Annotated in this window: 22 protein-coding genes, 1 pseudogene and 1 riboswitch; of the genes and pseudogenes, 11 read left to right on the forward strand and 12 right to left on the reverse strand. The window is 70.5% G+C overall.

Going from position 1 to position 23,785, the window contains the following annotated elements:
* Window positions 1–73: 73 nt before the first annotated feature.
* Window positions 74–649, reverse strand: coding sequence for a TerD family protein (locus ACFW5B_RS30300; RefSeq protein ID WP_386446504.1), 576 nt, complete (start codon window positions 647–649; stop codon window positions 74–76).
* Window positions 650–851: 202 nt separating this feature from the next.
* Between ACFW5B_RS30300 and arfB the strand changes: the two genes are divergently transcribed.
* Complete coding sequence (arfB, locus tag ACFW5B_RS30305) at window positions 852–1,280, forward strand: alternative ribosome rescue aminoacyl-tRNA hydrolase ArfB (protein ID WP_386446506.1); 429 nt, start codon at window positions 852–854, stop codon at window positions 1,278–1,280.
* A gap of 52 nt (window positions 1,281–1,332) precedes the next feature.
* Here arfB and ACFW5B_RS30310 read toward each other — a convergent pair whose 3' ends face one another.
* The gene (locus ACFW5B_RS30310; protein ID WP_386446509.1) at window positions 1,333–1,947 is read right to left on the reverse strand and encodes a flavin reductase family protein; all 615 of its coding nucleotides are present in this window, start codon (window positions 1,945–1,947) and stop codon (window positions 1,333–1,335) included.
* 313 nt (window positions 1,948–2,260) lie between these two features.
* On the opposite strand from ACFW5B_RS30310, the gene cdgB reads away from it, so the two are divergent.
* Together cdgB and ACFW5B_RS30320 are read left to right on the forward strand one after the other, a co-directional pair.
* Window positions 2,261–3,937, forward strand: a complete 1,677-nt coding sequence (cdgB, locus tag ACFW5B_RS30315) for a diguanylate cyclase CdgB (RefSeq protein WP_386446512.1) — start codon at window positions 2,261–2,263, stop codon at window positions 3,935–3,937.
* A gap of 247 nt (window positions 3,938–4,184) precedes the next feature.
* Entirely contained in the window at window positions 4,185–5,090 is a 906-nt protein-coding gene (locus ACFW5B_RS30320; RefSeq protein WP_386446515.1) for a CBM35 domain-containing protein, read from the forward strand.
* A gap of 164 nt (window positions 5,091–5,254) precedes the next feature.
* On the opposite strand, the gene ACFW5B_RS30325 is transcribed toward ACFW5B_RS30320, so the two are convergent.
* The 3 genes from ACFW5B_RS30325 to ACFW5B_RS30335 all read right to left on the reverse strand — a co-directional run bounded on the left by ACFW5B_RS30325 (window position 5,255) and on the right by ACFW5B_RS30335 (window position 8,573).
* Complete coding sequence (locus tag ACFW5B_RS30325) at window positions 5,255–6,181, reverse strand: 1-phosphofructokinase family hexose kinase (RefSeq protein ID WP_386446518.1); 927 nt, start codon at window positions 6,179–6,181, stop codon at window positions 5,255–5,257.
* A gap of 224 nt (window positions 6,182–6,405) precedes the next feature.
* Window positions 6,406–7,617 carry an N-acetylglucosamine-6-phosphate deacetylase gene (gene nagA, locus ACFW5B_RS30330; protein WP_386446521.1) on the reverse strand — a complete coding sequence of 404 codons (1,212 nt, stop codon included), beginning with the start codon at window positions 7,615–7,617 and terminating at the stop codon, window positions 6,406–6,408.
* Window positions 7,617–8,573: an ROK family protein gene (locus ACFW5B_RS30335; RefSeq protein WP_386446524.1), complete on the reverse strand. Its 957-nt coding sequence runs from the start codon at window positions 8,571–8,573 to the stop codon at window positions 7,617–7,619. The genes nagA and ACFW5B_RS30335 overlap by 1 nt, the downstream gene beginning before the upstream one ends.
* 268 nt (window positions 8,574–8,841) lie before the next feature.
* Here ACFW5B_RS30335 and ACFW5B_RS30340 point away from each other — a divergent pair, with 268 nt between their 5' ends.
* The 3 genes from ACFW5B_RS30340 to otsB all read left to right on the forward strand — a co-directional run bounded on the left by ACFW5B_RS30340 (window position 8,842) and on the right by otsB (window position 11,501).
* Window positions 8,842–10,065, forward strand: a complete 1,224-nt coding sequence (locus ACFW5B_RS30340; RefSeq protein WP_386446527.1) for an ABC transporter substrate-binding protein — start codon at window positions 8,842–8,844, stop codon at window positions 10,063–10,065.
* Window positions 10,066–10,162: 97 nt separating this feature from the next.
* Window positions 10,163–10,450, forward strand: coding sequence for a DUF3263 domain-containing protein (locus tag ACFW5B_RS30345; RefSeq protein WP_386446529.1), 288 nt, complete (start codon window positions 10,163–10,165; stop codon window positions 10,448–10,450).
* A gap of 139 nt (window positions 10,451–10,589) precedes the next feature.
* Window positions 10,590–11,501, forward strand: a complete 912-nt coding sequence (otsB, locus tag ACFW5B_RS30350) for a trehalose-phosphatase (RefSeq protein WP_386446532.1) — start codon at window positions 10,590–10,592, stop codon at window positions 11,499–11,501.
* Window positions 11,502–11,588: 87 nt separating this feature from the next.
* Here otsB and ACFW5B_RS30355 read toward each other — a convergent pair whose 3' ends face one another.
* Window positions 11,589–13,130: a trehalose-6-phosphate synthase gene (locus ACFW5B_RS30355; protein WP_386446535.1), complete on the reverse strand. Its 1,542-nt coding sequence runs from the start codon at window positions 13,128–13,130 to the stop codon at window positions 11,589–11,591.
* A gap of 273 nt (window positions 13,131–13,403) precedes the next feature.
* On the opposite strand from ACFW5B_RS30355, the gene ACFW5B_RS30360 reads away from it, so the two are divergent.
* The gene (locus ACFW5B_RS30360; protein WP_386446537.1) at window positions 13,404–14,159 is read left to right on the forward strand and encodes a GntR family transcriptional regulator; all 756 of its coding nucleotides are present in this window, start codon (window positions 13,404–13,406) and stop codon (window positions 14,157–14,159) included.
* A gap of 40 nt (window positions 14,160–14,199) precedes the next feature.
* Here ACFW5B_RS30360 and ACFW5B_RS30365 read toward each other — a convergent pair whose 3' ends face one another.
* Window positions 14,200–15,162 (reverse strand): glucosyl-3-phosphoglycerate synthase, encoded by a 963-nt coding sequence (locus tag ACFW5B_RS30365; RefSeq protein WP_386446540.1) that lies wholly within the window; start codon window positions 15,160–15,162, stop codon window positions 14,200–14,202.
* A 170-nt stretch (window positions 15,163–15,332) separates the two neighbouring features.
* Window positions 15,333–15,493: riboswitch (SAM riboswitch) on the forward strand.
* Window positions 15,494–15,510: 17 nt separating this feature from the next.
* Here ACFW5B_RS30365 and thrC point away from each other — a divergent pair.
* The 3 genes from thrC to ACFW5B_RS30380 all read left to right on the forward strand — a co-directional run bounded on the left by thrC (window position 15,511) and on the right by ACFW5B_RS30380 (window position 17,778).
* Window positions 15,511–16,794 (forward strand): threonine synthase, encoded by a 1,284-nt coding sequence (gene thrC, locus ACFW5B_RS30370; RefSeq protein WP_386446543.1) that lies wholly within the window; start codon window positions 15,511–15,513, stop codon window positions 16,792–16,794.
* Window positions 16,795–16,872: 78 nt separating this feature from the next.
* A complete protein-coding gene (locus ACFW5B_RS30375) occupies window positions 16,873–17,151 on the forward strand; it encodes a MoaD/ThiS family protein (RefSeq protein WP_018089727.1) in 279 nt (92 codons plus the stop codon).
* Window positions 17,152–17,574: 423 nt separating this feature from the next.
* Window positions 17,575–17,778: a cold-shock protein gene (locus tag ACFW5B_RS30380; RefSeq protein WP_003986833.1), complete on the forward strand. Its 204-nt coding sequence runs from the start codon at window positions 17,575–17,577 to the stop codon at window positions 17,776–17,778.
* A gap of 83 nt (window positions 17,779–17,861) precedes the next feature.
* Here the strand turns inward: ACFW5B_RS30380 and ACFW5B_RS30385 are convergent.
* The 5 genes and pseudogenes from ACFW5B_RS30385 to ACFW5B_RS30405 all read right to left on the reverse strand — a co-directional run.
* Window positions 17,862–18,008 (reverse strand): annotated as a pseudogene (locus tag ACFW5B_RS30385) (IS30 family transposase); the annotation flags it as partial.
* Between the two features lie 428 nt (window positions 18,009–18,436).
* Entirely contained in the window at window positions 18,437–19,051 is a 615-nt protein-coding gene (locus tag ACFW5B_RS30390; RefSeq protein ID WP_386446549.1) for a hypothetical protein, read from the reverse strand.
* Window positions 19,048–19,641 carry an alpha/beta hydrolase gene (locus ACFW5B_RS30395; RefSeq protein ID WP_386446552.1) on the reverse strand — a complete coding sequence of 198 codons (594 nt, stop codon included), beginning with the start codon at window positions 19,639–19,641 and terminating at the stop codon, window positions 19,048–19,050. Before ACFW5B_RS30395 ends, ACFW5B_RS30390 begins: the two co-directional genes overlap by 4 nt.
* Window positions 19,642–19,941: 300 nt before the next feature.
* Window positions 19,942–20,685, reverse strand: coding sequence for a hypothetical protein (locus ACFW5B_RS30400; protein ID WP_386446555.1), 744 nt, complete (start codon window positions 20,683–20,685; stop codon window positions 19,942–19,944).
* A 3-nt stretch (window positions 20,686–20,688) separates the two neighbouring features.
* Window positions 20,689–21,006, reverse strand: a complete 318-nt coding sequence (locus tag ACFW5B_RS30405) for a hypothetical protein (protein WP_386446558.1) — start codon at window positions 21,004–21,006, stop codon at window positions 20,689–20,691.
* A 1,072-nt stretch (window positions 21,007–22,078) separates the two neighbouring features.
* On the opposite strand from ACFW5B_RS30405, the gene groL reads away from it, so the two are divergent.
* Window positions 22,079–23,704, forward strand: a complete 1,626-nt coding sequence (gene groL / locus ACFW5B_RS30410; protein ID WP_386446560.1) for a chaperonin GroEL — start codon at window positions 22,079–22,081, stop codon at window positions 23,702–23,704.
* The last annotated feature ends 81 nt before the right edge of the window (window positions 23,705–23,785 follow it).

Here is a 23,785-nt window from a genome sequence, read left to right on the forward strand (position 1 = left end):
CGGCCCTCCGTTGCGCTGGCTACGAGGCGACGCGACGTGATGCGACGCGGTGCAGCGCTGACTCAGCTGTGACTCAGACGTTGACGCCGAAGTCCTGCGCGATGCCGACGAGGCCCGACGCGTAACCCTGGCCGACCGCGCGGAACTTCCACTCCGCGCCGTTGCGGTACAGCTCGCCGAAGACCATGGCGGTCTCGGTGGCGGCGTCCTCGCTGAGGTCGTAGCGGGCGATCTCGGTGCCGCCGGCCTGGTTGACGATGCGGATGAAGGCGTTCCGCACCTGGCCGAAGTTCTGGCTGCGGTTCTCGGCGTCGTAGATCGAGACCGGGAAGACGATCTTGTCGATGTCGGCCGGCAGCGCCGCGAGGTTGACGTTGATCTGCTCGTCGTCGCCCTCGCCCTGGCCGGTGATGTTGTCACCGGTGTGGACGATCGACTGGTCCGGCGTCGCCTTGTTGTTGAAGAAGACGAAGTGCTGGTCGGAGAAGACCTTGCCGCTCGGGTTGACCGCGATGGCGCTCGCGTCGAGGTCGAAGTCCGTGCCGGTGGTGGTGCGGACGTCCCAGCCGAGGCCCACCGTGACGGCGGTCAGGCCCGGTGCCTCCTTGGTGAGGGAGACGTTGCCGCCCTTGGACAGGCTTACAGCCATGGGAAGTCCCTTTCCTTGTCGACTCGTCGAAGCGTCGGGCTCCGCACTGCGCACGAAGCTACCGTCACCCTCCACAACGCCATGAGGGGACCGTGAGGTTCCAGCAGTCTTTACTCTCTTTGCCGAATTCTGATGTGAATGCTCTGCGCGCACCCCGAAAAGCGGGTGACGGGTGTGCGCGCGGCGCGGGATCATAGGACTCATGTCCGGGCCCTATGTCATCCGCGGTGCGGTCGTCCTTCCAGAGGCGGAGCTCGTCTGGCGTTTCTCGCGTTCCTCGGGTCCGGGCGGCCAGCACGTCAACACCAGCGACAGTCAGGTCGAGCTGCGCTTCGACCTCGGCAAGACGCAGGTGCTGCCGCCGGTGTGGAAGGAGCGCGCCCTGGAGCGGCTGGCGGGCCGGCTGGTCGACGGCGTGCTGTCCGTACGGGCCTCCGAGCACCGCTCGCAGTGGCGCAACCGCGAGACCGCCGCCGTCCGGCTGGCCTCGCTGCTCGCCGAGGCCACCGCCCCGCCGCCCAAGCCGCGCCGCAAGTCGCGCATCCCACGGGGCATCAATGAGCGGCGGCTGCGCGAGAAGAAGCAGCGCGGCGAGACCAAGCGCGGGCGCTCGGGCCGCGACTGGGGCTGACCGGGCCGCGCAGGCCGCCCGAGCGGCGCCGGCCACCCCACCTGCCCCGTCCTTACCTCAACTGCCGGTACTTCCCCCGGAAGTACGTCAGCGGCCCGTCCTCCCGGCTCGGGACCGACGTCGCCAGTACACGTGCGATGACCAGCGTGTGATCGCCGGCCGGCACCCGCTGCTCGGTGCGGCACTCCAGGTTCGCCAGCGCGCCCCCGACGAGGGGTGCGCCGGACGTCTCACCCCGAACGTACGGAATGTCCTCGAAGAGCAGCCGGTCGCTGATGCGGCCCTTCATGGCGAATCGTCCGGCGATCTGCCGCTGGTGTCCCGAGAGCACCGACACGGCCCAGTCGGGCTGCCGCTCCAGCAGGTCGTCCATCCGCGAGTCGTTGCGAACGCTCACCATCACCAGCGGCGGGTCGAGGGACACCGACAGGAACGCCGTGGCGGTCATGCCGACGTCCTCGCCGCGCGGCCCGTCGTCCGGGTCGTGGGCGGTGATCAGCACGACGCCGGCGGCCAGGCGGGCCAGGGCGGCACGGAACTCGTCGTCACTCACCCCCACAGCATGCGGGATCGGCGGGCCGCCCGGCACGGAAGTGAGGGCAGCGGTGGGTGCGAGGTCGGCGACGGGCCCGGAAGCCGCCGTTTCGGCAGGGGTCTTCGTGAACACGCCATAAACGCTAACTTCGGCCGCGCACGGCTCGCATCGGGCCTCCGGACCAGCCGCGTCCCAGGTCTCGCGACGGAGGCCCGGAATCGCTCGGAATTTGCGTTCTGTAAGTGTAGAAAGAGTGAAGGCGCGCTCCCGTGGCGGTTTTATGGAAGATCGCCAACCGTCGTTCATCGCTTGTGACTTGAGTCACAGCAGGCGCTAATTGTTGACCCTGTGTACCGAGTGAACAGCTCACTGTGATTCAGTGAGCGGGGAATCGGACGACAAGAATTCGTGGAGTTTGCTGTCGAGGTCTCAGGGAGAGCGAGCGATGGAGACCGAGTCGGAGCCATACGTCCGTCTTGCGACCCTGCGGCAGCTGCACCAAGTGGTCGCCGAGCTGAATACCGCACGTAGCCTTGCGGACACCTTGCAGACCGTCGCCGACGGAGTGATCACCGGGCTCGGCTATGAGCTCGCCGCGGTCAACCTCGTGCGGCCCGACGGCGACCTCGTCGTCGCCGCGGTCGCCGGCAGCGCGGGCGCCGAGGCGCTGATGGCCGGACGGGTCGGCTCCCGCGCCTCCTGGGAACGCCGGCTGTCCATGGGCGAGCGCTGGGGCGACCTGTGCTTCATCTCGCACACCGAGGGCTGGGTGCTCGATGACGACGACGTACCGCAGTGGCACACGGCCGGTCCCACGCCCCGCTTCCCCGACGAGTGGCACCCCATGGACCGCCTCTTCGCGCCCATGTACACCGCGGCCAACGGCGGCGGCGAACTGCTCGGGGTGATCTCCGTCGACCGGCCGCGCAACGGCCGGCGGCCCGGCGCCTGGGGCCAGGAAGCCCTGCAGATGTACGCCTTCCAGTCCGCCATCGCGATCAGCAACGCCCGGCTGCGGGCCAACATGCAGCGCGCCCTGGTCCGGCTGGAGCGCGAGCAGCAGGCGCTGCGCGCCAGCGAGGAGAGCTTCCGGCAGGCCTTCGAGTACGCGCCGAGCGGGATGGCCGTCGCCGAAATGGGCGGTGACCAGCACGGACGGCTGCTCCGCACCAATGACGCGCTGTGCCGGCTGCTGGGCCGCCCGGCCTCCGGGATGCGCCGCTACTCCTTCTCCGACCTCGTCCACCCCGAGGACATCGGCACGCTGCTGCGCACCTCCGCCGAGGGCGGCCGCGCCGAGCTGCGGCTGGCCCGCCGGGACGGCACGTACGTCTGGGTCTCGCTGCGCAACTCCGTCGTCGCCGACACCGCCGACGGCCCCCGCTTCCTGCTCACCCACGTCGAGGACATCGAGGAGCGCAAGCGGCACGAGCTCCAGCTCGCCCACCGCGCCAGCCACGATTCGCTGACCGGCCTGCCCAACAGCGCCGAGCTGCGGGCCCGGCTCGGCGCCCGGCTGTGCTCCCGTCCGGCCGGTTCGATGGCGGACGCCTACGCTTCCTCGGCCGTCCTCGGCACCGATCCCCACGATCCGCACGGCTTCCGGCCGGACGGGAACGAGCCCTTCGACGGGCTCGACGGCTTCGAGGGCGGGCCCCCGCCCCCGTTCGACCACCATGTGCATCTCGTCGCCCCCGCGGACGGGCCGGCCGATGACGGCTCCAAGGGGCTCGCGGTGCTCTTCTGCGACCTCGACGGCTTCAAGTCGATCAACGACCGCTTCGGGCACAACACCGGCGATGCGGTGCTGATAGAGGTCGCCCGCCGGCTGACCAGCGGGGTCCGGGACGGCGACACGGTCGCCCGGCTCGGCGGCGACGAGTTCGTGGTGCTCGCCGACGGCCTCGGCACCGCCGACGCCCAGGACCTGGCGGTCCGGCTGCGGAACGCGATCATCCCGCCGATCCGGGTGGAGGGCCGCGCCGTCCGGGTGGGCGCCAGCTTCGGCATCGGCTGGGCGAGCTGCGGGATGTCGGCGGAGGAGGTGCTGGAGTCGGCCGATCAGCGGATGTACGTCGAGAAGCGCTCCCGCTCGAAGGCGAACCGCCGGGCGGCGGGCTGAGCGGCCGGTGGTCCGCCACGATGCCGCGTATCTCACACCGGCCGCCCTTTGGCCCGCACACCAGCAATTCACCGATCCGTAGCGATCTTGTGGCACTTCGGGCCCGGTGTGTGGGGGCCGCGACGGGGTAGGCTGCGCCGATGCGGCGCGGCGCCGCCGGGGGCCCGAAAGACAGTTCGCGCAATGAAGCCTGCGGACGCGTAGAGACGCGTACAGACGCGCACAGATCGCTTGGGAGTGACACGGAATGACGGCCGGCAACAACGGCGCGGACACGCCGGAGAACGACGACCCGTTCGCCTACCTCTACCGCTCGGACGGCGGCGAGGGCGGCGCTCAGGGCTCGGCCGGCGACGGTGCCGCGGCGCGGCAGCCGGGGGTTCCGCGGACGTCCTACAACCAGGTGCGCGCGGTCGGCCAGCGCCAGTACGGCCAGCAGGCCCCGCAGCAGGTGACGTACGGCCAGCAGAACGCCCACTACGCCGCGCCGGAGACGCTCCCCGGCGGTGACCGCACGCGCTCCGTCCCGGCCGGCGGCGGCCAGGAGCCCCGCCGCGGCCGCAACGGCCTGCTGATCGGCGCGGTCGCCGTGGTCGCGGTGGTCTGCATAGGCATCGGCGTCGCGATGCTCACCAACGGCAAGGACTCCGGGGGCACCGAGGCCGGCAAGGAGGGCCCCACGGCCGGCGACACGGTCAAGCCCTCCGACGAGCCGGCCACCAAGCCCAAGCCCGGCAAGCTGCCCAGGGAGGACGCGGGCAGCCTGCGCCTGGAGGGCGGCGCGACGACGGCCAAGGACGTGCCGGGCGCGCGCTCGCCCGGCGGGGTCTACGTGGCCGGCATGAACGCCGAGGGAGCGGCGGCCACTTGGTCGGTCGATGTCGAGGCGTCCGGCAAGTACAAGCTCTGGGTCGGTTACGGCGTGCCCGGCAAGGACGCCAACCTCACCCTGAACGTGAACGGCACGGCGGACAGCCGGTCGATCCGGCTGAAGAACTTCGCCCACGCCCCGGAGGGCGCCTGGGACAAGGGCTGGACCAGGAGCTGGCAGTTTGTGCAGCTCAACAAGGGCACCAACACCGTCAAGCTGTCCTGTGAGAGCGGCAACCAGTGCGATGTGAACCTCGACCGGGTCTGGCTCGCCCGGAGCTGAGGGACCGGCGGCGGTGCCGCTGAGGCGCGTCGCAGGCCGCACGTGAACGGTCCGGTTGCGGGCGGCGGCGGTGATCCCGGTCAGGCCGGATACGGCCGCCCGCCACGGTCAGTACGCCTCCGGCCGCAGGCGCTGCCCGGCTGCCCCACCGCTCCCCGCACGCCTCACGCCACCGCCGGATGATCCGTCACCACCACGTGCGACAGCAGCTCCTCGTACGTCGCCGGGTCGAACTCGCCCGCGGCCGGGGCCCGGACGGTCGCCGCGGAGAGGGCCACCGCCCGGGTCAGGCGGTCCGGCCACGGGAGGTCCTCCACCAGGCCCGAGAGCAGGCCGGCCACGGCCGAGTCGCCGGCGCCGGTCGGGTTGCCGGCGATCCGGCGGGGCGGGGCGGCCTGCCAGGTGCCGTCGGCGGTCACCGCGAGCATGCCGTCCGGGCCCAGTGAGGCGGCCACCGCATGGGCGCCGCGGCGGCGGGCGTCGCGGGCGGCGCGCAGCGGCTCGGTGCTGCCGGTGAGCGCGGCCAGCTCGTCGGCGTTGGGCTTGGCGAGGTCGGGGCGGGCGGCCAGGCCGCGGCGCAGCGGTTCGCCGCTGGTGTCGAGCAGGACCGGGACCCCGGCGCTGCGCGCGGCGCGGGTGAGGCGGGCGTAGACGTCGACCGGGACGCCCGGCGGGAGGCTGCCGCACAGGGCCACCGCCCGTGCCCCGTCGAGCAGTTCGCGGTAGGTGCCGAGGAAGGTGTCCCACTCGGCGGGGGAGACCGTCGGGCCCGGCTCGTTGAGCTGCGTGGTGTCCCCGGTGGCCGCGTCGACGACGGCGACCGTGCGGCGGGTGGCGCCGCCGACCGGGACCAGTGCGTCGGTGACATCGGTGTCGGCGAGCTGGGCGCGCAGCGCCTCGCCGGTGCCGCCGCCCGCGAAACCGGTGGCGACCGTGCGGTGGCCGAGCGCGGCCAGGACCCGGGCGACGTTCAGGCCCTTGCCGCCGGGGCGTTCGGACACATCGGTGACCCGGTTCGTGGTGTGCGGGTGGAGCCGGGGGACGCGATAGGTGATGTCCAGGGCGGCGTTCAGCGTGACCGTAAGGATCATGGTCGCCCCTCCGGGCAGTCATGGCCGGGCGGCCGGGCGTCGGGCAACCGCGTACGGCGGTGGCATGCGGACAAGTGCGCGAGCGATCATGCCATCGCCGGTGGTGGTTGGCCCAGACCCGGACCGGCCGCGGTGGCCGGTCCACGGCTGGTGGGAGGGGCGGCCGGATACCCGGCCGGTGCGCGGGCGGCGCCTCGGCGGCCCGCGCCTGGGACGCCCGGTGGTCAGACGCCCGGCGGGCGCACCAGCCACGCGCCCCGGCGCATCACGCCCACCACCTCGTACGCCGCGTCCAGTACCACCAGGTCGGCGTCCTTGCCGGTCTGCAGGGCGCCGGTCCGGTCGTCGATGCCCAGGAGACGGGCCGGAGTGGCCGAAAGTGACTGTACGGCCTGGTCGACCGTCAGGCCGTCGACCGTGACGGCGCGTTGGAAGGCGCGGTCCAGGGTGAGGGTGGAGCCGGCGATCGAACCGGCCGTGGGGCCCTCGCTGATGCGCGCGACGCCGTCCTTGACCTCGACCTGCATCGGGCCGAGCGGATACCTGCCGTCGTTCATGCCGGCCGCGCCCATCGCGTCGGTGATGAACGCGACCCGGTCGGCGCCGGCCTCGCGGACCGCCAGTTGGAGGACCGCGGGGTGCAGATGGGTGCCGTCATTGATGAGCTCGACGGTGATCCGCTCGTCCTCCAGGAGCGCGGCGACCGGGCCGGGCGCACGGTGGCCCAGCGGGGGCATCGCGTTGAAGAGGTGGGTGGCGACGGTGGCGCCCGCGTCGACGGCCTCGCGGGTGGCGTCGTAGGACGAGTCGGTGTGGCCGAGGGCGGCGACCACCCCCGCGTCGGCGAGCAGCCGTACGGACGCCAGGCCACCGGGCAGTTCGGGGGCGACGGTCATCATCACCGCGGTGCCGTGCGCGGCGTCGAGGAGCTTGCGGACGTCGGCCGGGTCCGGGTCGCGCAGCAGCTCGGGCTGGTGGGCGCCGCAGCGGTGCGGGGAGATGAACGGGCCCTCGAAGTGGATACCGGCCAGCTCGCCCTGCTGCACCAGTTCGGCGAGCACCGCGGCCTGCCGGGCCAGGTCGGTCAGCTCGCCGGTGACGGTGGAGGCGACCATCGAGGTGGTGCCGTGCCTCCTATGGGTCTCGATGACCCGCAGACACTCCTCGGGGTCGGCCGACGAGAACGAGCCACCGCCGCCGCCATGGACATGCATATCGACGAAGCCGGGGACGATCAGATGGCCCGAGAGGTCCATGACGGTGCCGGACGCCCCCTCGGCCAGATCGAGGTCCCGGCTGTGGACGTCGCCGATGAACCCGCCCTCGACGGTGATCCGGCCGCGCTCGACCACGCCGGACGGCCGGGCGATCCGGGCACCGGTCAGGACGGTGCGCCCGGAGTCCGGGGGCCGCGGCGCGCGCTGTTGCTGTGCCATCAGGCGGATACCTCCGTGGAGAGAAGATCCCGGGCGAGCAGTCCTGCGCCCAGGCACCCGGCGGCGTCCCCCAGAGCCGCCGGAACGATCGAGGGGAGCCGCTGGAACGTAACGCGCCGGCCGACCGCTTCCCGCAGAGGTGTGAAGAGCGTGTCGCCCGCCTCGGCGAGCCCGCCGCCGATGATCAGCGTCTGCGGGTCGAGCAGCGTGAGGCCGGTGACCAGACCGTCGGCGAGGGCGTCCACGGCGCGCTGCCACACGGCGTGCGCCCGCGCGTCGCCGGACGCCACGGCCTTGGCCGCGTCCGCCGCGTTGGCCCGCGGATCGCCGCAGGCCGCCGCCCAGTCCCGGCCGACCGCGGCGGCCGAGGCCAGCGTCTCCAGACAGCCGCGCTGCCCGCAGCCGCATGCGCGCCCGCCGGGCCGTACGACGATGTGGCCGATCTCGCCCGCGCTGCCGTGCGCACCGGCCTCGATCCGGCCGCCGATGCCGATGGCGCCCGCGATCCCGGTGCCCAGGGGGACGAACAGGAACCGCTCGGCGTCCCGGCCCGCGCCGATCCGGCCCTCGGCCAGGCCGCCGGCCCGGACGTCGTGGCCGAGGGCGACCGGCACCCCGCCCAGCCGCTCGGACAGCAGCGCCCGCATCGGGACGTCCCGCCAGCCGAGGTTCGCGGCGTAGACGGCGGTGCCGGAGTGCTCGTCGACGATGCCGGGGACCGCGACGCCGGCCGCCGCGGCGGGGGTGCCGTAGCGGGCCGCGCCGAGGTCGCGCAGCTCGGCGGCGAAGCCGAGGACGGCCTCGACCACCGCCGCGGGGCCGTCCTCGCGGCCGGTCGGGCGCCGTGCCTCGTACAGCAGCTCGGGGGGCGTGCTCCCGGGCGACGCGGTGTCCGCCCGCATGAGGGCGGCCTTCATTCCGGTGCCGCCCACATCCAGGGCGATGACATGTCTCACGGGAACAGTTTCGCGCGATCCGGCGGGAAAGGTCTAGTCCACTCGCGGGAGTGATCGGGGTGGATGTGCCGTCGTCAGGCCGGTGCCGGAGCGAAACGGAGGGTGGTGTAGACCTTATAAAGAGCGCGGGGGAGACTCGCTGTTCATGCCGTTCGAGGGCGACCCCTGAGGCGGCCGGGGGAATCCCCGACAAGCACGGACTTCAGCAAAGGGCGGGACAGCAGTGCAGCGGCGGTACTTGAGCCTGGCGGCGGCAATCGCCACCACCATGACACTGACTCTTACCGGCTGCGGCAGCGGCAGCGGTAGCGACGACGACGTCACTCTCAAACTGGTCGCGGCGGACTACGGGGACAGCGAGGCCAACGGCTCCCAGCACTACTGGGACGACCTCGCCCGCGCCTTCGAGAAGAAGAACCCCGGCATCAAGGTCGATGTCGAGGTGTACAGCTGGACGGACGTCGACAAGAAGGTCGAGGAAATGGTCAAGGGGGGCCACGCCCCCGACCTCGCCCAGATAGGCGCCTACGCCGACTACGCGGCCAAGGGCCAGCTCTACAGCGCCGACCAGCTGCTCTCCATCCCCACCCAGGCCGACTTCACCCCCTCCCTCGCGGAGGCCGGCGAGTACAAGCGGGTCCAGTACGGCATGCCGTTCGGCGCCAGCACCCGGCGGCTCTTCTACAACAAGAAGCTGTTCGCCGAGGCCGGCATCAGCAGCCCGCCGGCGAGCTGGGACGACATCGCCCACGACGCCCAGCTGCTGAAGGCGCGGGGCGTCAAGATGCCGTTCGCGCTGCCGTTCGGCCCGGAGGAGACCCAGGCCGAGACGATGCAGTGGATGCTCAGCGGCGGCGGCGGCTACACCGACGGCATCGGCAAGTACACGATCGACTCGCCGGAGAACGTCAAGACCTTCAAGTGGCTCCGGGAGAACCTCGTCGGCAAGGGCCTGACCGGCACCGACCCCGCCGAACTCAACCGCGAGGACGCCTTCGCGGGCTTCGCCGACGGTGACGTCGGCATGCTCAACGGCCACCCCACCCTGATGAAGCAGGCCGCGGCCAAGGGCATCGACTACGGCACCGTCGAACTGCCCGGCGCCCACGGCAAGGCCAAGGCCACCATGGGTGTCGCCGACTGGATGATGGCCTTCAAGCAGGGCGGCCACCGGACCCAGGCCGGCAAGTTCCTCGACTTCGTCTACAGCAAGAAGAACGTCGAGAAGTTCTCCGGCGAATACGGTCTGCTGCCGGTCACCACCGCCGCCTCCCAGGCGATGCTGGCCGACGACAAGTTCGCCAAGTTCCACGGCTTCCTCAAGCAGCTCGCCAACGCCGAGTTCTACCCGGCGAACAAGACCTCCTGGCCGCTGATCTCCAAGACCGTCAAGGCGAAGATGGGCGCCGCGGTCGGCCCGCGCGGCAACCCGGACGGTGTCCTCACCGACATCCAGAACATCGCCGACACGACGGACAGCGCCGCCGAATGACGCGGGGCGGGCGGGTCCACGGGCGGCCGCCCCGGCGGGGTGCGGCCGGGGCGACGGTCCGGGCGATGTCCGACCGTGCGTTTATCGTGGAAGCGTGATGACGGGCGGCACGGCGGGTGCGGGCGCTCCGGGCGGCAGGCCCGGGGCCGCCGGGCGCGCCCCTGGGCTGTCCGCCCGCGACGAGGCGGTCCTCGCCGTCGAACGCCGCTCCTGGCCCGGCCCCGGCCCCAAGGAGCGCGCCATCCGCGAACAGCTCGGCATCTCCCCGACCCGCTACTACCAACTCCTCAACGCCCTCCTGGACGACCCCCGCGCAGTCGCCCACGACCCCGTCACCGTCAACCGCCTGCGGCGTATACGGGAGGCGCGGCGGGCCCGCCGCTGACCCCTGGCCGTCGCTCACCCCGGCGCCCCGCCTGCCGCTGACCGGCCGCCCCTGCCGCGCTTCCCGTAGGCGCCCGTGTGCCACCCGGTGCCGCCGGAGGTACCCCCGGGGGCCGCGCCCCGCCGGTAGGGTCGGCGCCATGGGCAGCCCCCCGAACGCCGCGCCGCAGTTCCAGCCGACACCCGGACCCGTGCCGACCCCGCACACCCCGGCCGGCCGCGCCGGTCTCGCCGCGCTGCTGGCATGCCCCGAACAGGCCGTCATCGCCCTCGACTTCGACGGCACCCTCGCCGAGATCGTCCCCGACCCGGAGCAGGCCCGCGCCCATGCCGGCGCCGTCGCCGCGCTCGGCCGCCTGGTGCCCCGGCTGCGCGCCGCCGTGGTGATCACCGGCCGCCCGGCCACCGTCGCGGTCCGCCTCGGCGGCTTCGCGGACGTGCCCGGTCTGGAGCACCTCACCGTCCTCGGCCACTACGGCGCCGAGCGCTGGGAGGCGGCCACCGGCACCGTCCACGCGCCCGCCCCGCACCCCGGAGTCGCCGCCGTGCAGAGCGAACTCCCCGCCGTCCTGGACGCCTCCGGGGTCTGGCACGGCACCTGGACCGAGACCGCCGTCGAGCGCAAGGGCGGCCGCGCCATCGCCGTGCACACCCGCCGCGCCACCGACCCGCAGGGCGCCTTCGACCGGCTCCGCGGCCCGCTCACCGCGCTCGCCGAACGCCACGGCCTGATCGTCGAACCGGGGCGCCTGGTCCTGGAACTCCGCCCGCCCGGCATGGACAAGGGCGTCGCCCTCGCCGAATGGGTCCGCGAGACCGGCGCCGCCACCGTCCTCTACGCCGGTGACGACCTCGGCGACCTGGCCGCCTTCGCCGCCGTCGAAGAGCTCCGCTCCGACGGCCTGAGCGGAGTCCTGGTGTGCAGCGGCAGCAACGAGGTCACCGAACTCGCCGACCGCGCCGACCTGGTGGTCGACGGCCCGTCCGGAGTCGTCGGCCTGCTCGCCGCCCTCGCGGACCGACTGGGCGGAAGCGGGACGCCCACCGCGTAGGCGCGGACGGCTTCCGGGACAGGGGCCAGGCGGGCGGCCCGAAGCCCTCACCCCGCCCGTCACGAGCCATGGGTCACGGGTCATGGATCACGGGTCACGGCTCAAGCCTGCGGCGAAGCCTCCTCGCCCCGCATCCTCCCCCCGCAGCTCCCGCAGCTGGTCCAGGAACCAGCGGGCGGGCGGCAGCGCGGTGGCCGCCGTGGCCAGTCGCTCGGTGCGGGCCGCGCGTTCGCCGTCGTCCATCGACAGCGCCTGGTGCAGCGCCTCGGCGGTTCCGACGACGTCGTACGGATTGACGGTGAGCGCATGCGCGCCGAGCTCCTCGTGCGCGCCCGCCTCCCGCGACAGCACCAGCGCGCAGCCGGCGTCCGACACCACCGGGATCTCCTTGGCGACCAGGTTCATCCCGTCCCTGATCGGGTTGACGAGGGCCACGTCCGCGAGCCGGTAGGCGGCCAGCGAGCGGGCGAAATCGTCCTTGACGTGCAGCACGACGGGCTGCCAACCCGCCGTCCCGTATTCGGCGTTGACGGCCTCGGCCACCCTCTGGACCTCCGCGGTGTAGTCGCGGTAGACGGCGAGGTCCTGGCGTGAGGGATAGGCGAAGGCGAGGTGCACGACCCGCTCGTGCCACTCGGGGTGGTCCGCGAGCAGCCGCCGGTAGGCGAGCAGCCCGCGCACGATGTTCTTGGAGAGTTCGGTGCGGTCCACCCGCACGATGGTCCGGCGCTCCGGCCCGCCGATCTGCGCCCGCAGCGCCGTCATCCGCTCCTCGACGTCCGGGCGGTGCGCACGCTCGCGCAGGAAACCGGCGTCGGCGCCGAGACCGTGCACGCCGATCCAGGTCGTGCGCGCCGTGCGCTCCGGGACGAGCGCGACGATGCCGGGCGCCCCGTCCTCCGGCCGGACGCGCTCGCACTGCCCGCCGAGCCCGGTCTCGGCACAGGCCAGGAAGTTGTCGGCCCACCGGCGGGTGAGGAAGTTCGCCCGGTCCGCACCGAGGATGCCCAGCGCCAGCTGCCGCTGGATGTCGTCGGGCAGCATCGCGAAGTACTCGGCGGGCGCCCACGGGGTGTGCGAGAAGTGCGCGATCCGCAGGTCGGGGCGGCGCTCGCGGAGCATGCCCGGCACCAGCGCCAGGTGGTAGTCCTGCACGAGGACGGCCGCCCCGGGCGCCGCCCCCTCGGCCAGCGCGTCGGCGAAGGCCGCGTTGTACGCCTCGTAGGACGCCCACTGCGCCCGGAACTCCGCGTCGAAGACCGGCTCCAGCGGTGTCTGGTAGAGCATGTGGTGGACGAACCACAGCACGGAGTTCGCGACGCCGTTGTAGGCGTCGGCGTACACCCCGGCAGGGATATCCAGCATCCGGACACGCTGTCCACCGGTGTCACCGGTATCCAGCACACCACCCGTCCGCCGCACGGCCTCCCGGTCCCCGTCACCCAGCGCGGCACACACCCACACCGCATCGGTCTCGGGCCCAACGGCGGAAAGCCCCGACACCAGCCCGCCACCGCCCCGCTTGGCGGTCAGCGTCCCGTCCTCCTCCAGGCCGTACGACACCGGCCCACGATTGGACGCAACAAGAACCTCAGCACCTTCACGCACCGCACTGCCCTCGGACATCATGTCGCGAAAGTAACCCGCCACAGATCCGCGCAAACGTACGGAAGTGGTCAAGGGGGGCGGGCCGGGGAGTGTCCTCAGCCGCCGCCCGGCTGGAAGGCATTGAAGGGCCACAGCGGATCGGGCTCCGTGGGCTCTGGGTGCCCGCAGCCGAGACGGTCGCCGCGGCTGCGGTTAGCTCTCCAGAGATGTTGGAGGATTCGGTTGGATGGCGATGCCGTGGCACTCGAACAGATCTCTAGGATGTCCAGAGATCGTCAGGAGGGATGCATCGCCATGGCCGCACAGGAGAGCTCGTCGCCCAAGTACCGCCGGATTGCCGACGCGCTCAAGCAGGCGATCGCGGCGGGGGAGTTCCGGCCCGGCGACCGGCTGCCGGGCGAGAACGAGCTGATGGACCGGCACGGCGTGGCGCGGATGACGGCACGACAGGCGCTCGGTGTGCTCACGTCGGAGGGGCTTGCCGAGGCCCGCAAGGGCGCCGGAGTCTTCGTGCGGGACTTCCAGCCGATCCGGCGCCGGGGTGTGCCGCGACTGGCGCGGGAACAGTGGGGCGAAGGGAGGTCGGTCTGGTCGGCCGATGTTCCGGACCGTGACCTGGTGGTGGACGAGGTCACCGTGGACGAGGAGCCGGCGGCGGAAGCCGTCGCGGCACGACTGGACATTGCACCCGGAGACGCCGTGATCGTGCGGCGCCGCCGCTTCGTGCTCGACGGCAAGCCGGTGCTGCTGTCCACCTCCTGCCTCCCGGCTGCTCTTGTCGCGGGATCGGCGATCACGCAGCCGGACACCGGGGCGGGCGGCACGTACGCCCGGCTCGCCGAGCTGGGCGCGGCTCCTGCCCGTTTCCGGGAAGAGGTGCGCTCCCGTATGCCGGCGCCGGAGGAGGCCGAGCGGCTGCGCCTCCCGGCGGGTACGCCCGTCACCCTCATCAGCCGCATGGCCATGACGGCGGATGGCCGCACGGTCGAGGTCAACGAGATGATCCTCGACTCGTCCGCCTACGTGCTGGAGTACGACTTCGACGCCTGAGGGCTCACGTACGCCTGACGGCTCACGTACGGCACGCGGCTCACGCCGCCCGTCGTGCCGCGTACTCCGGGATTTCGGTCATCGGGGGGCGTTCCTCGGTGTCCACGTCCGTGGTGCGGGGCACGAAGCCGGATTCGCCGCGGTCGAACTGGGTGAGGCGGGGGCGGATCAAGTGGCCGCGGGTCAGGCGGAGTTGGGCGGTGCGGTAGATGGCGGCGGCCATGCGGCCGAGGGCCTGTCCGTCCTGGTGGCGGTGTTTGCGGACGCCGACGTCCACCTGGGCGAGGGCGTCGAGGCCGACGGTGTGCAGGGCGTCGACGAGCAGGCCGAGCTCCACGCCGTAGCCGACGGGGAACGGGAGGCGCTCCAGGAGGGAGCGGCGGGCCGCGTACTCGCCGCCCAGGGGCTGGACGAAGCCGGCCAGCTGCGGCCAGTGCAGGTTGAGCAGCGGGCGGGCGACCAGCTCCGTGACCCGGCCGCCCTGGCCGGCCCCGGCCGCTTCGCCGGTGGTCTCCAGAGGGCGGTCGTACATCGCCTTCACGAACTGGAGGTCCGGGTCCGTCAGCAGCGGGCCGACGATCCCGGAGACGAAGGTGGCGGAGAATTCGCGCAGGTCGGCGTCGATGAAGCAGATGATGTCGCCGGTGGTGGCCAGGAGGGAGCGCCACAGCACCTCGCCCTTGCCGGGGAGGGCGGGCAGCCGCGGCAGGATGCTGTCGCGGTGCACCACCCGCGCGCCGGCCGCCGCCGCGACCTCGGCGGTGCGGTCGGTGGAGCCGGAGTCCAGCACCACCAGCTCGTCGACGAGCGGGACCGCCTCGGTCATCAGCCCGGCCCGGATCGCCGCCACGATCGCCCCAACGGTCGCCTCCTCGTCGAGTGCGGGCAGCACGACGCTGACCGTACGGCCCGTCTGGCGCTTCGCCTCCAGCAGCTGACCCAGCGGACGGTCCGCGGCCGACCAGGAATGGCTGGTCAGCCAGCTCTCGACCTCTTCCAGCACGTCTACGACTCCTCGGTCGCCGCCCGATCGGCGGCCTGTGTGATCCATCTCGCGGTTCGGACGACTATCTCAACTGTCAGTGCCTTCGGTTACAGTCTTGAACAACGCGGATGACCGCCGCATGTCGGGGTCACCGCACCACAAACGCCTGGGTTCGCCCAGTGCCATACCGCTCATCCAGAGGGGCAGAGGGATACGGCCCGTTGAAGCCCCGGCAACCCTCCAGCCGGTCTTGCCGCCAGGACACAGACGTCCCGCGCGCGTGAGGCTCCCGGCTAGGGAAGGTGCCAAATCCGTCTCGTGGCGAGATTCGCCGCGAGGAAGATGAGGAGAAAGGGCCTCGCCTCCATGGCTGTGCAAGTCACCGAAAACACCCCCACCGTCGCTCTGGGTCCCGCCGCCGCCCTGTCCTGCCGCGAGTGCGGACAGCGTTTTCCGCTCGGCCCGATCTTCGCGTGCCAGGAATGTTTCGGGCCGCTCGAAGTCGCGTACGACCTGCCGAGCGGCGACCCCGAGGGCCTGCGGAAGCAGATCGAGGCCGGTCCGAACAGCATCTGGCGCTACGCCCCGCTGCTGCCCGTCCCCACCGATGTGGCCGAGAAGCCGAACCTGAACCCCGGCTTCACCAACCTGGTCAAGGCCGACCGGCTCGCCGCCGAGCTGGGCGTCACCGGCGGTCTGTACGTCAAGGACGACTCCGGCAACCCGACACACTCCTTCAAGGACCGCGTCGTGGCGATCGCCGTCGAGGCCGCCCGCGCCTTCGGCTTCACCACCCTCTCCTGCTCCTCCACCGGCAACCTCGCCGGTGCGGTCGGCGCCGCGGCGCGCCGGGCCGGCTTCAAGTCCTGCGTCTTCATCCCGCACGACCTGGAGGCCGGCAAGGTCGTCATGGCCGCGGTCTACGGCGGTGACCTGGTCGGCATCGAGGGCAACTACGACGACGTCAACCGCTTCTGCTCGGAGCTCATCGGCGACCCGCTGGGCGAGGGCTGGGGCTTCGTCAACGTCAATCTGCGCCCCTACTACGGCGAGGGCTCCAAGACGCTCGCCTACGAGATCTGCGAGCAGCTGGGCTGGCGGCTCCCGGACCAGATCGTCATCCCGATCGCGTCCGGCTCGCAGCTCACGAAGATCGACAAGGGGCTCAAGGAGCTGATCGCCCTCGGCCTGGTTGAGGACAAGCCGTACAAGATCTTCGGCGCCCAGGCGGAGGGCTGCTCGCCGGTGTCGGCGGCCTTCAAGGCCGGGCACGACGTGGTCCGTCCCCAGAAGCCGAACACCATCGCCAAGTCGCTGGCGATCGGCAACCCGGCCGACGGTCCGTATGTGCTCGACATCGCGCGCCGTACGGGCGGTGCGGTGGAGGACGTCAACGACGCGCAGGTCGTGGACGCGATCAAGCTGCTGGCCAGGACGGAAGGGATCTTCGCGGAGACCGCGGGCGGGGTCACCGTCGGCGTCACCAAGAAGCTGATCGAGGACGGCGTGCTCGACCCGACCCTGACCACCGTCGTCCTCAACACGGGTGACGGACTCAAGACACTCGACGCGGTCGCCCCGACCTCCGGGCCCACGGCCACGATCCGTCCGAACCTGGACGCGTTCCGCGCGGCCGGTCTGGCCGGCTGAGGCCCGCCGGCCCGTCCGGCGGACGAGGCCGCGCCCCAGCCCTCGAACTCGTACTCCGTACCCCTGGAAGGCAGAACCATGAGCGTCAAGGTCCGCATCCCCACCATCCTCCGCACGTACACCGGTGGCCAGGCCGAGGTCCCCGCCGAGGGCGCGACCCTCTCCGAGGTGATCGCCGACCTGGAGCAGAACCACCAGGGCATCGCGGCCCGTGTGCTGGACGACGCCGGCAAGCTGCGCCGCTTCGTGAACGTCTACGTCAACGACGACGACGTGCGCTTCGAGCAGGGACTGGAGACGCCCACGCCGGACGGTGCGGGTATCTCGATCATCCCGGCGGTGGCCGGCGGCTGCTGATTTGCGCCAACTCTTCACCTGCATGACCGGAATTGCCCCGTCCGCCAGAAAGCGGACGGGGCAATTCCATGTTGTGAAAGGAGATACCATTGGGGTGATCCCCCTCCGGATATCACCATGCGCGTGCCGAACGCATATGTGTTCGCGATCAGTTGTGGCCAAAGTGTGGGCGGAATTTGTCGCCTAGGTGAGCTATGCCCGGCCCGACTTGCCCTGGAGAACTGGGATTTCACCGCATATTGCCGATTCCCCGGCCCCAGAATTCTCGTCCGATTGACCTGTTGCTCTGGGCATCTGTGCAGATACATTCAGCGGCGGTCGACGCGTTCCGGCGCACACCCCACGGGCCATTCGCGGGGTGAGGTCTGACCCGGGTCCGCGGAGTGCGGTCCTGCGCAAGGGCCAGTAATAGGGGAGTTAGGCATGGCTCAGGGCACCGTCAAGTGGTTCAACGCGGAGAAGGGGTACGGCTTCATCGCGGTCGACGGTGGTGCGGATGTATTCGTCCACTACAGCGCGATCCAGATGGACGGCTACCGCACCCTTGAGGAGGGTCAGCGGGTCGAGTTCGAGATCTCGCAGGGCCAGAAGGGGCCGCAGGCGGACATGGTCCGGGTGGCCGGCTGAGGCGCCGACCAACTGCTGCGTGAGGAAGGCCCGTACCCCTGAGAGGGGTTTCTAGGGGTCGTTGCAACACGTGGTCATGTTGATCAGGCCGCGAGCAGTCTATGCAGGCGCTCGGCTGGGGTTTCCCAGCCGAGCGTTTTGCGTGGGCGGCCGTTGAGTTCGGCGGCGACGGCGGCCAGGTGCTCGCGGGTGTGGACCGTGAGGTCGGTTCCCTTGGGGAAGTACTGTCGCGGGCAGGCCGTTGACGCTTCCATGTCAAGCGGCGCTGGTGTTGGGTGATGTGGTGCTGCCAGGTAGCTCGATCCCGGGTCATGGCGCGGTGGATGACGTCGATCAGGTGGCGTTTGAGGATGCGTCGGGCTCCGCGGGCCCCCTTGGGCGGCTCGTGGCGGGCCAGGAGTGCTCGCGGTCGGCCCATGAGCCGTCCGGATCTCCCGAATCTTGAAGTCCATCGCACCCCTTGAGCTGGGGTGTTGCGACGACCACTGGAACGGAAGATCATGCGGTGAGACCGGGCCTTCTTATGTTTCCGCTGCTTGTGCACCACTGTAAGAAGTGGTTATCGCCTGCTCTACCGTCTCCAGAGAGCCTGGCACCACCCGGCGCTCGTCGGATCCTTGGTTTCGCCACCCGTTGGGTGCTGGGGTGCCGGGCGCTATCAGCCGAAGGGGTTGTCGGGGAAGCGGTTCGCCGGCTCTGTGGGCTCGCCCACGAGCACGGGAGCTACCGGGGTGGCGTTGGGGGCGGGGGCAGATACCTGCTCCTGCTTCACGCCGGGGGGCAGGAAGCAGGGAGTGTTCACCGAGAAGACGAGGTCAGTGGCGGGTACGTAGCTTTCTACGGACACGAAGAGGTTGTCTTTGCCGCCCTTTGCGTCCATGAGAGCGTCCGACGGGTCCTGGCGGTAGCCGCTGATCTTGTAGCCCTCGGCTTCGAGCTTCTTGCGCATGGTGCGAACAGCCTTGCCATGCTGGTCTCCTGGAAGGTGCGACCGTACGGAGTAGGTCAGGTCGAAGCGACCGTCGCTGGCGTGCTCGTGGTTCTTGCCGAAGCAGTCGCGGAACTCTTTGCGCACCGTCTTGTCATCGACCTGTAGGTCGTACTGGCTGGCCAGTTGGTCGATCAGTGCGCGAGCTGAGTGTTCGGCACCGTCCTTGCTCTTGACGGGCAGCGGATCGTTCTTCCCGGAGTCGGTCATGCATCCTCCAGATGCGAGCAGGGTGACGATGGTGAGCGCGGTGATGCGGCCAGGGCGCCGGATGCGGCCGGTCACCACTTGGGCCCCGTCTCGGGTGGAGTGGGTGCGGGCTGCTGGTGGTAGTCCCCTTTGCCTGGGCGTTTCCCTGCGATGATGCGTCCCTGGTTGGCGAGGCTTTCACTGCCGTCATCCCAGTAGCCGCCGTGCCCTGAGGTGTCCACGTCGAAAATCTTGCCTCCGAATTCCTTGTCTGCGGGGTTCTCGCCCAGGGTCTGGTCCGAGGCGGCGGTGGACACTATGTCGTCCGGCGCCCATCCGGCCCAGACGTGGTCGGGGTTCATGTTCAGGTCCTTGGCGTGGTCGACTGCCATTCCCGGGCTGCCCACCACCACAACGTCGTCGGCGTCGAGGCCCCCGCCATGGGAAGCGCCGACGCCCACCACGGTGGATCCGTAGCTGTGGCCGAGCACGGTCATATGGGCGCGCTCGCCCTGATGCGACTCGCGCAGGCCGTGTGTGAAGTTCCTCAGGTCGTCGCCCGCGGGTTCGGCGCGGCCGGTGGTGGCCATGCTGCCGTCGACTTCCGGGGCGTCGTATCCGAGCCAGGAGACCACTGCTGTGCTCCCGCTGCCTTTGGCCTGGGCTGCTTCTTGCAGACGGCCCACCCGGTCGATTTGCTCGTGAGGTTCACGAGGTCGTTGTCGGTTCCCGGGACCTGCACGGCCACGTTGCGGGCGGTGTCGGGGTTTCCCTGTGAGACGAGGGCCCGCCCGTCGCCTTTCGTGTCGATCCCCAGCACGTAGAGCTGCTTGCTGCTGTCGGCGCTGCCGTCGGCCTTGTCGAGTGCGGTTTGCAGTTTCTGTAAGCCCTCGTACTGCCGTTGGTCGTGGATGCCTAACTCGCCTCCCTCCTTCTTGCTGATGTAGTGCGCCATCGAGAGGTCCACTGACTTGCGGTTGGCTTCGTCACGGTCGGCACTGGGGATGCCGTCGAGCCAGCCGATCTTGTCGGGGTAGGCGTCGATGTACTCCTGCCGCTCCTGCTCTGACAAGCCCGCCCACCATTTGGCGTTCTCCTTGGGGCTCTTCTTGGAAGGTATGGAGTCCTCGTCGAGGTGGGCGAAGCCTGCAACCCTCACGGGCGCCGTCTTTCGCCGCCTGGGCGCCGTAGTCCTTGTCGAGGGTGAAGGCGTCGATCTTCTGGAGGAGTTGCATCCCCTTCCAGTCGGCGGTGCTGGCCTGGTCCAAGGCAGCCTGGATGTCGTTCTTGTAGCCGGTCATCACGGCGACGCGCACAGCATGTTCTTCCTGTGCCTCCTCGTCTGCGTTGCCGGTGGGGCACGCTGGCCTGCCGTCCGTCAGGTTGCCGTGGTCATCGACGCTGAATCCGTCGGCCTCGGCTGTGCGCACACTCTGCCGCAGGATGTCCTGGGCCTGCTTCATCTCCACGTGAACGGTGTCCAGAATGGTGGCGATGGAGGTGACGTCGGACTGCGCGGTGCCCAGCTGGGTCTCGTTCGCCTCCATCTTCATGAACGCGTAGCGGGAGTCCACGCCCTGCCACCCACTGGCGTGTAAGGGGCCGGTGACCTTGTGACGGTGCTGAACCTGTGCTTCCTCCAGGGCTCTGGCCTGCTTCTGCCAGGATTTGATGGCGGCTTCGAGGTCGGAGAAGTCCTGCTTGAGCAGTTCCTTGAAGTGTTGGGGCACGGGTCACCGGACCTTGAAGGACTGAGCGGTGGCGTCTTCGTTGAAGTGGTGACCGTCCGCGGTGCGCCGCAGGCGGGATGCTGCGCTGTCGGGGTTGCCACCGCCGATCCGTTGGCGCAGCTCATCGAGTGCCATGCCCCAGTCGTGGGCGACGCGTTCCATGTCGGGGCCGATGTGCCAGGTCTTCATCGCGGTGCCGGCTGCCTCGATGTCGCGTTTGGCGGTGGTGACGGGGCCCTGGAGATCGTCGCTTATGGCGTCGGCGGCGGCTGCCGCCCTCCGCAGTTCCTCGGGTGTGACCGAGATGCTGCCGCTGGACATAGACCTGCACTCCCCCTGGTGATCGGATAACGGTTGCGTGAAAGGGACATCGAGGCTCGTGAGCGGGTTCCGTAGGCAGGCAACTTCGGCTGAAAACCCGCAGATCAGCAGGCTGAACGGCGCGAAGCTGCCGACGACGACCGGAGCGCTTCGCGCAGGCATGATCGTCCGTCAGCCAGTGAGGCTGGCAGAATCCGGCTGTTCTCACCTGGTGCCGCAGGTCAGCTCCTCCAGCCGCTGTTGCTGGACGAATGATCCGTCGTATGTTCCGCCGCTGGGGCAACGCCCCCAGTGCCCGATCCGCCGAGGACCAGCCCGTCGTCGACGCGTTCCGCGCGATGCTCGCCGCCGTGCGCCACCCAGAGCTCTGGACGCCCGGCTGCGCCCCCAGGACGTCGCCGTTAGGGTCAGCCCGTTCATCGAACGCGCGCCCCCGTTCCGGCGAGACCACGGCCCCGACCTGATCGCCGTCTCCCTGGCCCACCCCGACTCCCCGCACGCCGCGGCCTACCTCCACGGCCACCACCTCGGCTACGCCGGAAAGGGCTGGCTGCGCTGCGAGACGGCCGCGATCCTCGGCGTCTGGCAGCCGGCCTACGCATAGCGGAAGTCCATCGCACCCCTTGAGCTGGGGTGTTTCGACGACCACTAGAACGGAAGGAGGGGGTACGGGCCTTCGGCTGTCCATGGGGCGGACGGGGCTCCCTGGGTTGGGAATGTGCGTCATGTCCCCAGTTGGGGAAGGCATCTCCGGAGGGGATGCGCGTCCGCCTGGTGCGCGCCCGGTACCGCCCGGTACCCGCACGGCACACGGCCGTCGCTCCTCCACCACACCCGTTCGGGCGGCTTGCACTCTCCACCCACGAGTGCTAATCATTGCGTTAGCACTCTCCCAGTGAGAGTGACAAAGAAGGACCGGGTCGGTGAGGCCCGCAGGCCGCGTGGGGCAAGGAACCACAAGGCCTGTAGGTCGTCCGTCGCGGGCGCCAGCGCGGTCCGGAGAAATCCTTCCCCACGCTCTCAACTGCGTTCGAGCAGGGGAGACCCCATTAGTCCGGGAGGACCACTTCACATGGCCAAGATCATCGCGTTCGACGAGGAGGCGCGGCGCGGTCTCGAGCGCGGGATGAACCAGCTCGCCGACGCCGTCAAGGTCACCCTCGGCCCCAAGGGCCGTAACGTCGTCCTCGAGAAGAAGTGGGGCGCCCCCACGATCACCAACGATGGTGTGTCCATCGCCAAGGAGATCGAGCTCGAGGACCCGTACGAGAAGATCGGCGCCGAGCTGGTCAAGGAGGTCGCGAAGAAGACGGACGACGTCGCCGGTGACGGCACGACGACCGCGACCGTCCTGGCCCAGGCCCTGGTCCGCGAGGGCCTGCGCAACGTCGCCGCCGGCGCCAACCCGATGGCTCTGAAGCGCGGTATCGAGAAGGCCGTCGAGGCCGTCTCCGCCGCCCTGCTGGAGCAGGCCAAGGACGTGGAGACCAAGGAGCAGATCGCTTCGACCGCCTCCATCTCCGCCGCCGACACCCAGATCGGCGAGCTGATCGCCGAGGCCATGGACAAGGTCGGCAAGGAAGGCGTCATCACCGTCGAGGAGTCCCAGACCTTCGGTCTGGAGCTGGAGCTCACCGAGGGTATGCGCTTCGACAAGGGCTACATCTCGGCGTACTTCGCGACCGACATGGAGCGCATGGAAGCCGCGCTCGACGACCCGTACATCCTCATCGTCAACTCCAAGATCGGCAGCGTGAAGGACCTGCTGCCGCTCCTGGAGAAGGTCATGCAGTCCGGCAAGCCGCTGCTGATCATCGCCGAGGACGTCGAGGGCGAGGCCCTGTCGACCCTGGTCGTCAACAAGATCCGTGGCACCTTCAAGTCCGTTGCCGTCAAGGCCCCGGGCTTCGGTGACCGCCGCAAGGCCATGCTCGGCGACATCGCCATCCTCACCGGTGGCACCGTCATCTCCGAGGAGGTCGGCCTCAAGCTGGAGAACGCCGGTCTCGAACTGCTCGGCCGCGCCCGCAAGGTCGTCATCACCAAGGACGAGACCACCATCGTCGACGGTGCCGGTGACAGCGACCAGGTCCAGGGCCGCGTCAACCAGATCCGCGCCGAGATCGAGAACAGCGACTCGGACTACGACCGCGAGAAGCTCCAGGAGCGTCTGGCGAAGCTGGCCGGCGGCGTGGCCGTCATCAAGGCCGGTGCCGCCACCGAGGTCGAGCTCAAGGAGCGCAAGCACCGCATCGAGGACGCCGTTCGCAACGCGAAGGCGGCCGTCGAGGAGGGCATCGTCGCCGGCGGTGGCGTCGCCCTGCTCCAGGCCTCCCAGGTCTTCGAGAAGCTGGAGCTCGAGGGTGACGAGGCGACCGGCGCCAACGCCGTGAAGCTCGCCCTGGAGGCCCCGCTCAAGCAGATCTCCGTCAACGGCGGCCTCGAGGGTGGCGTCGTGGTGGAGAAGGTGCGCAACCTGGCCGTCGGCCACGGTCTGAACGCCGCGACCGGTGAGTACGTCGACATGATCGCCGAGGGCATCATCGACCCGGCCAAGGTGACGCGCTCCGCGCTGCAGAACGCCGCCTCCATCGCGGCGCTCTTCCTCACCACCGAGGCCGTCATCGCCGACAAGCCGGAGAAGGCCGCCCCCGCGGGCGCGCCGGGCGGCATGCCGGGCGGTGACATGGACTTCTGATCCCACGCGGATCGGAACGCTGATCCTCCCGGATCACGTCCAGATGTACGCCGGGGCGGCACCCTCCTGATGGGGGGTGCC

The sequence above is a fragment of the Streptomyces sp. NPDC058773 genome (assembly GCF_042746015.1).
Lineage (GTDB): Bacteria > Actinomycetota > Actinomycetes > Streptomycetales > Streptomycetaceae > Streptomyces.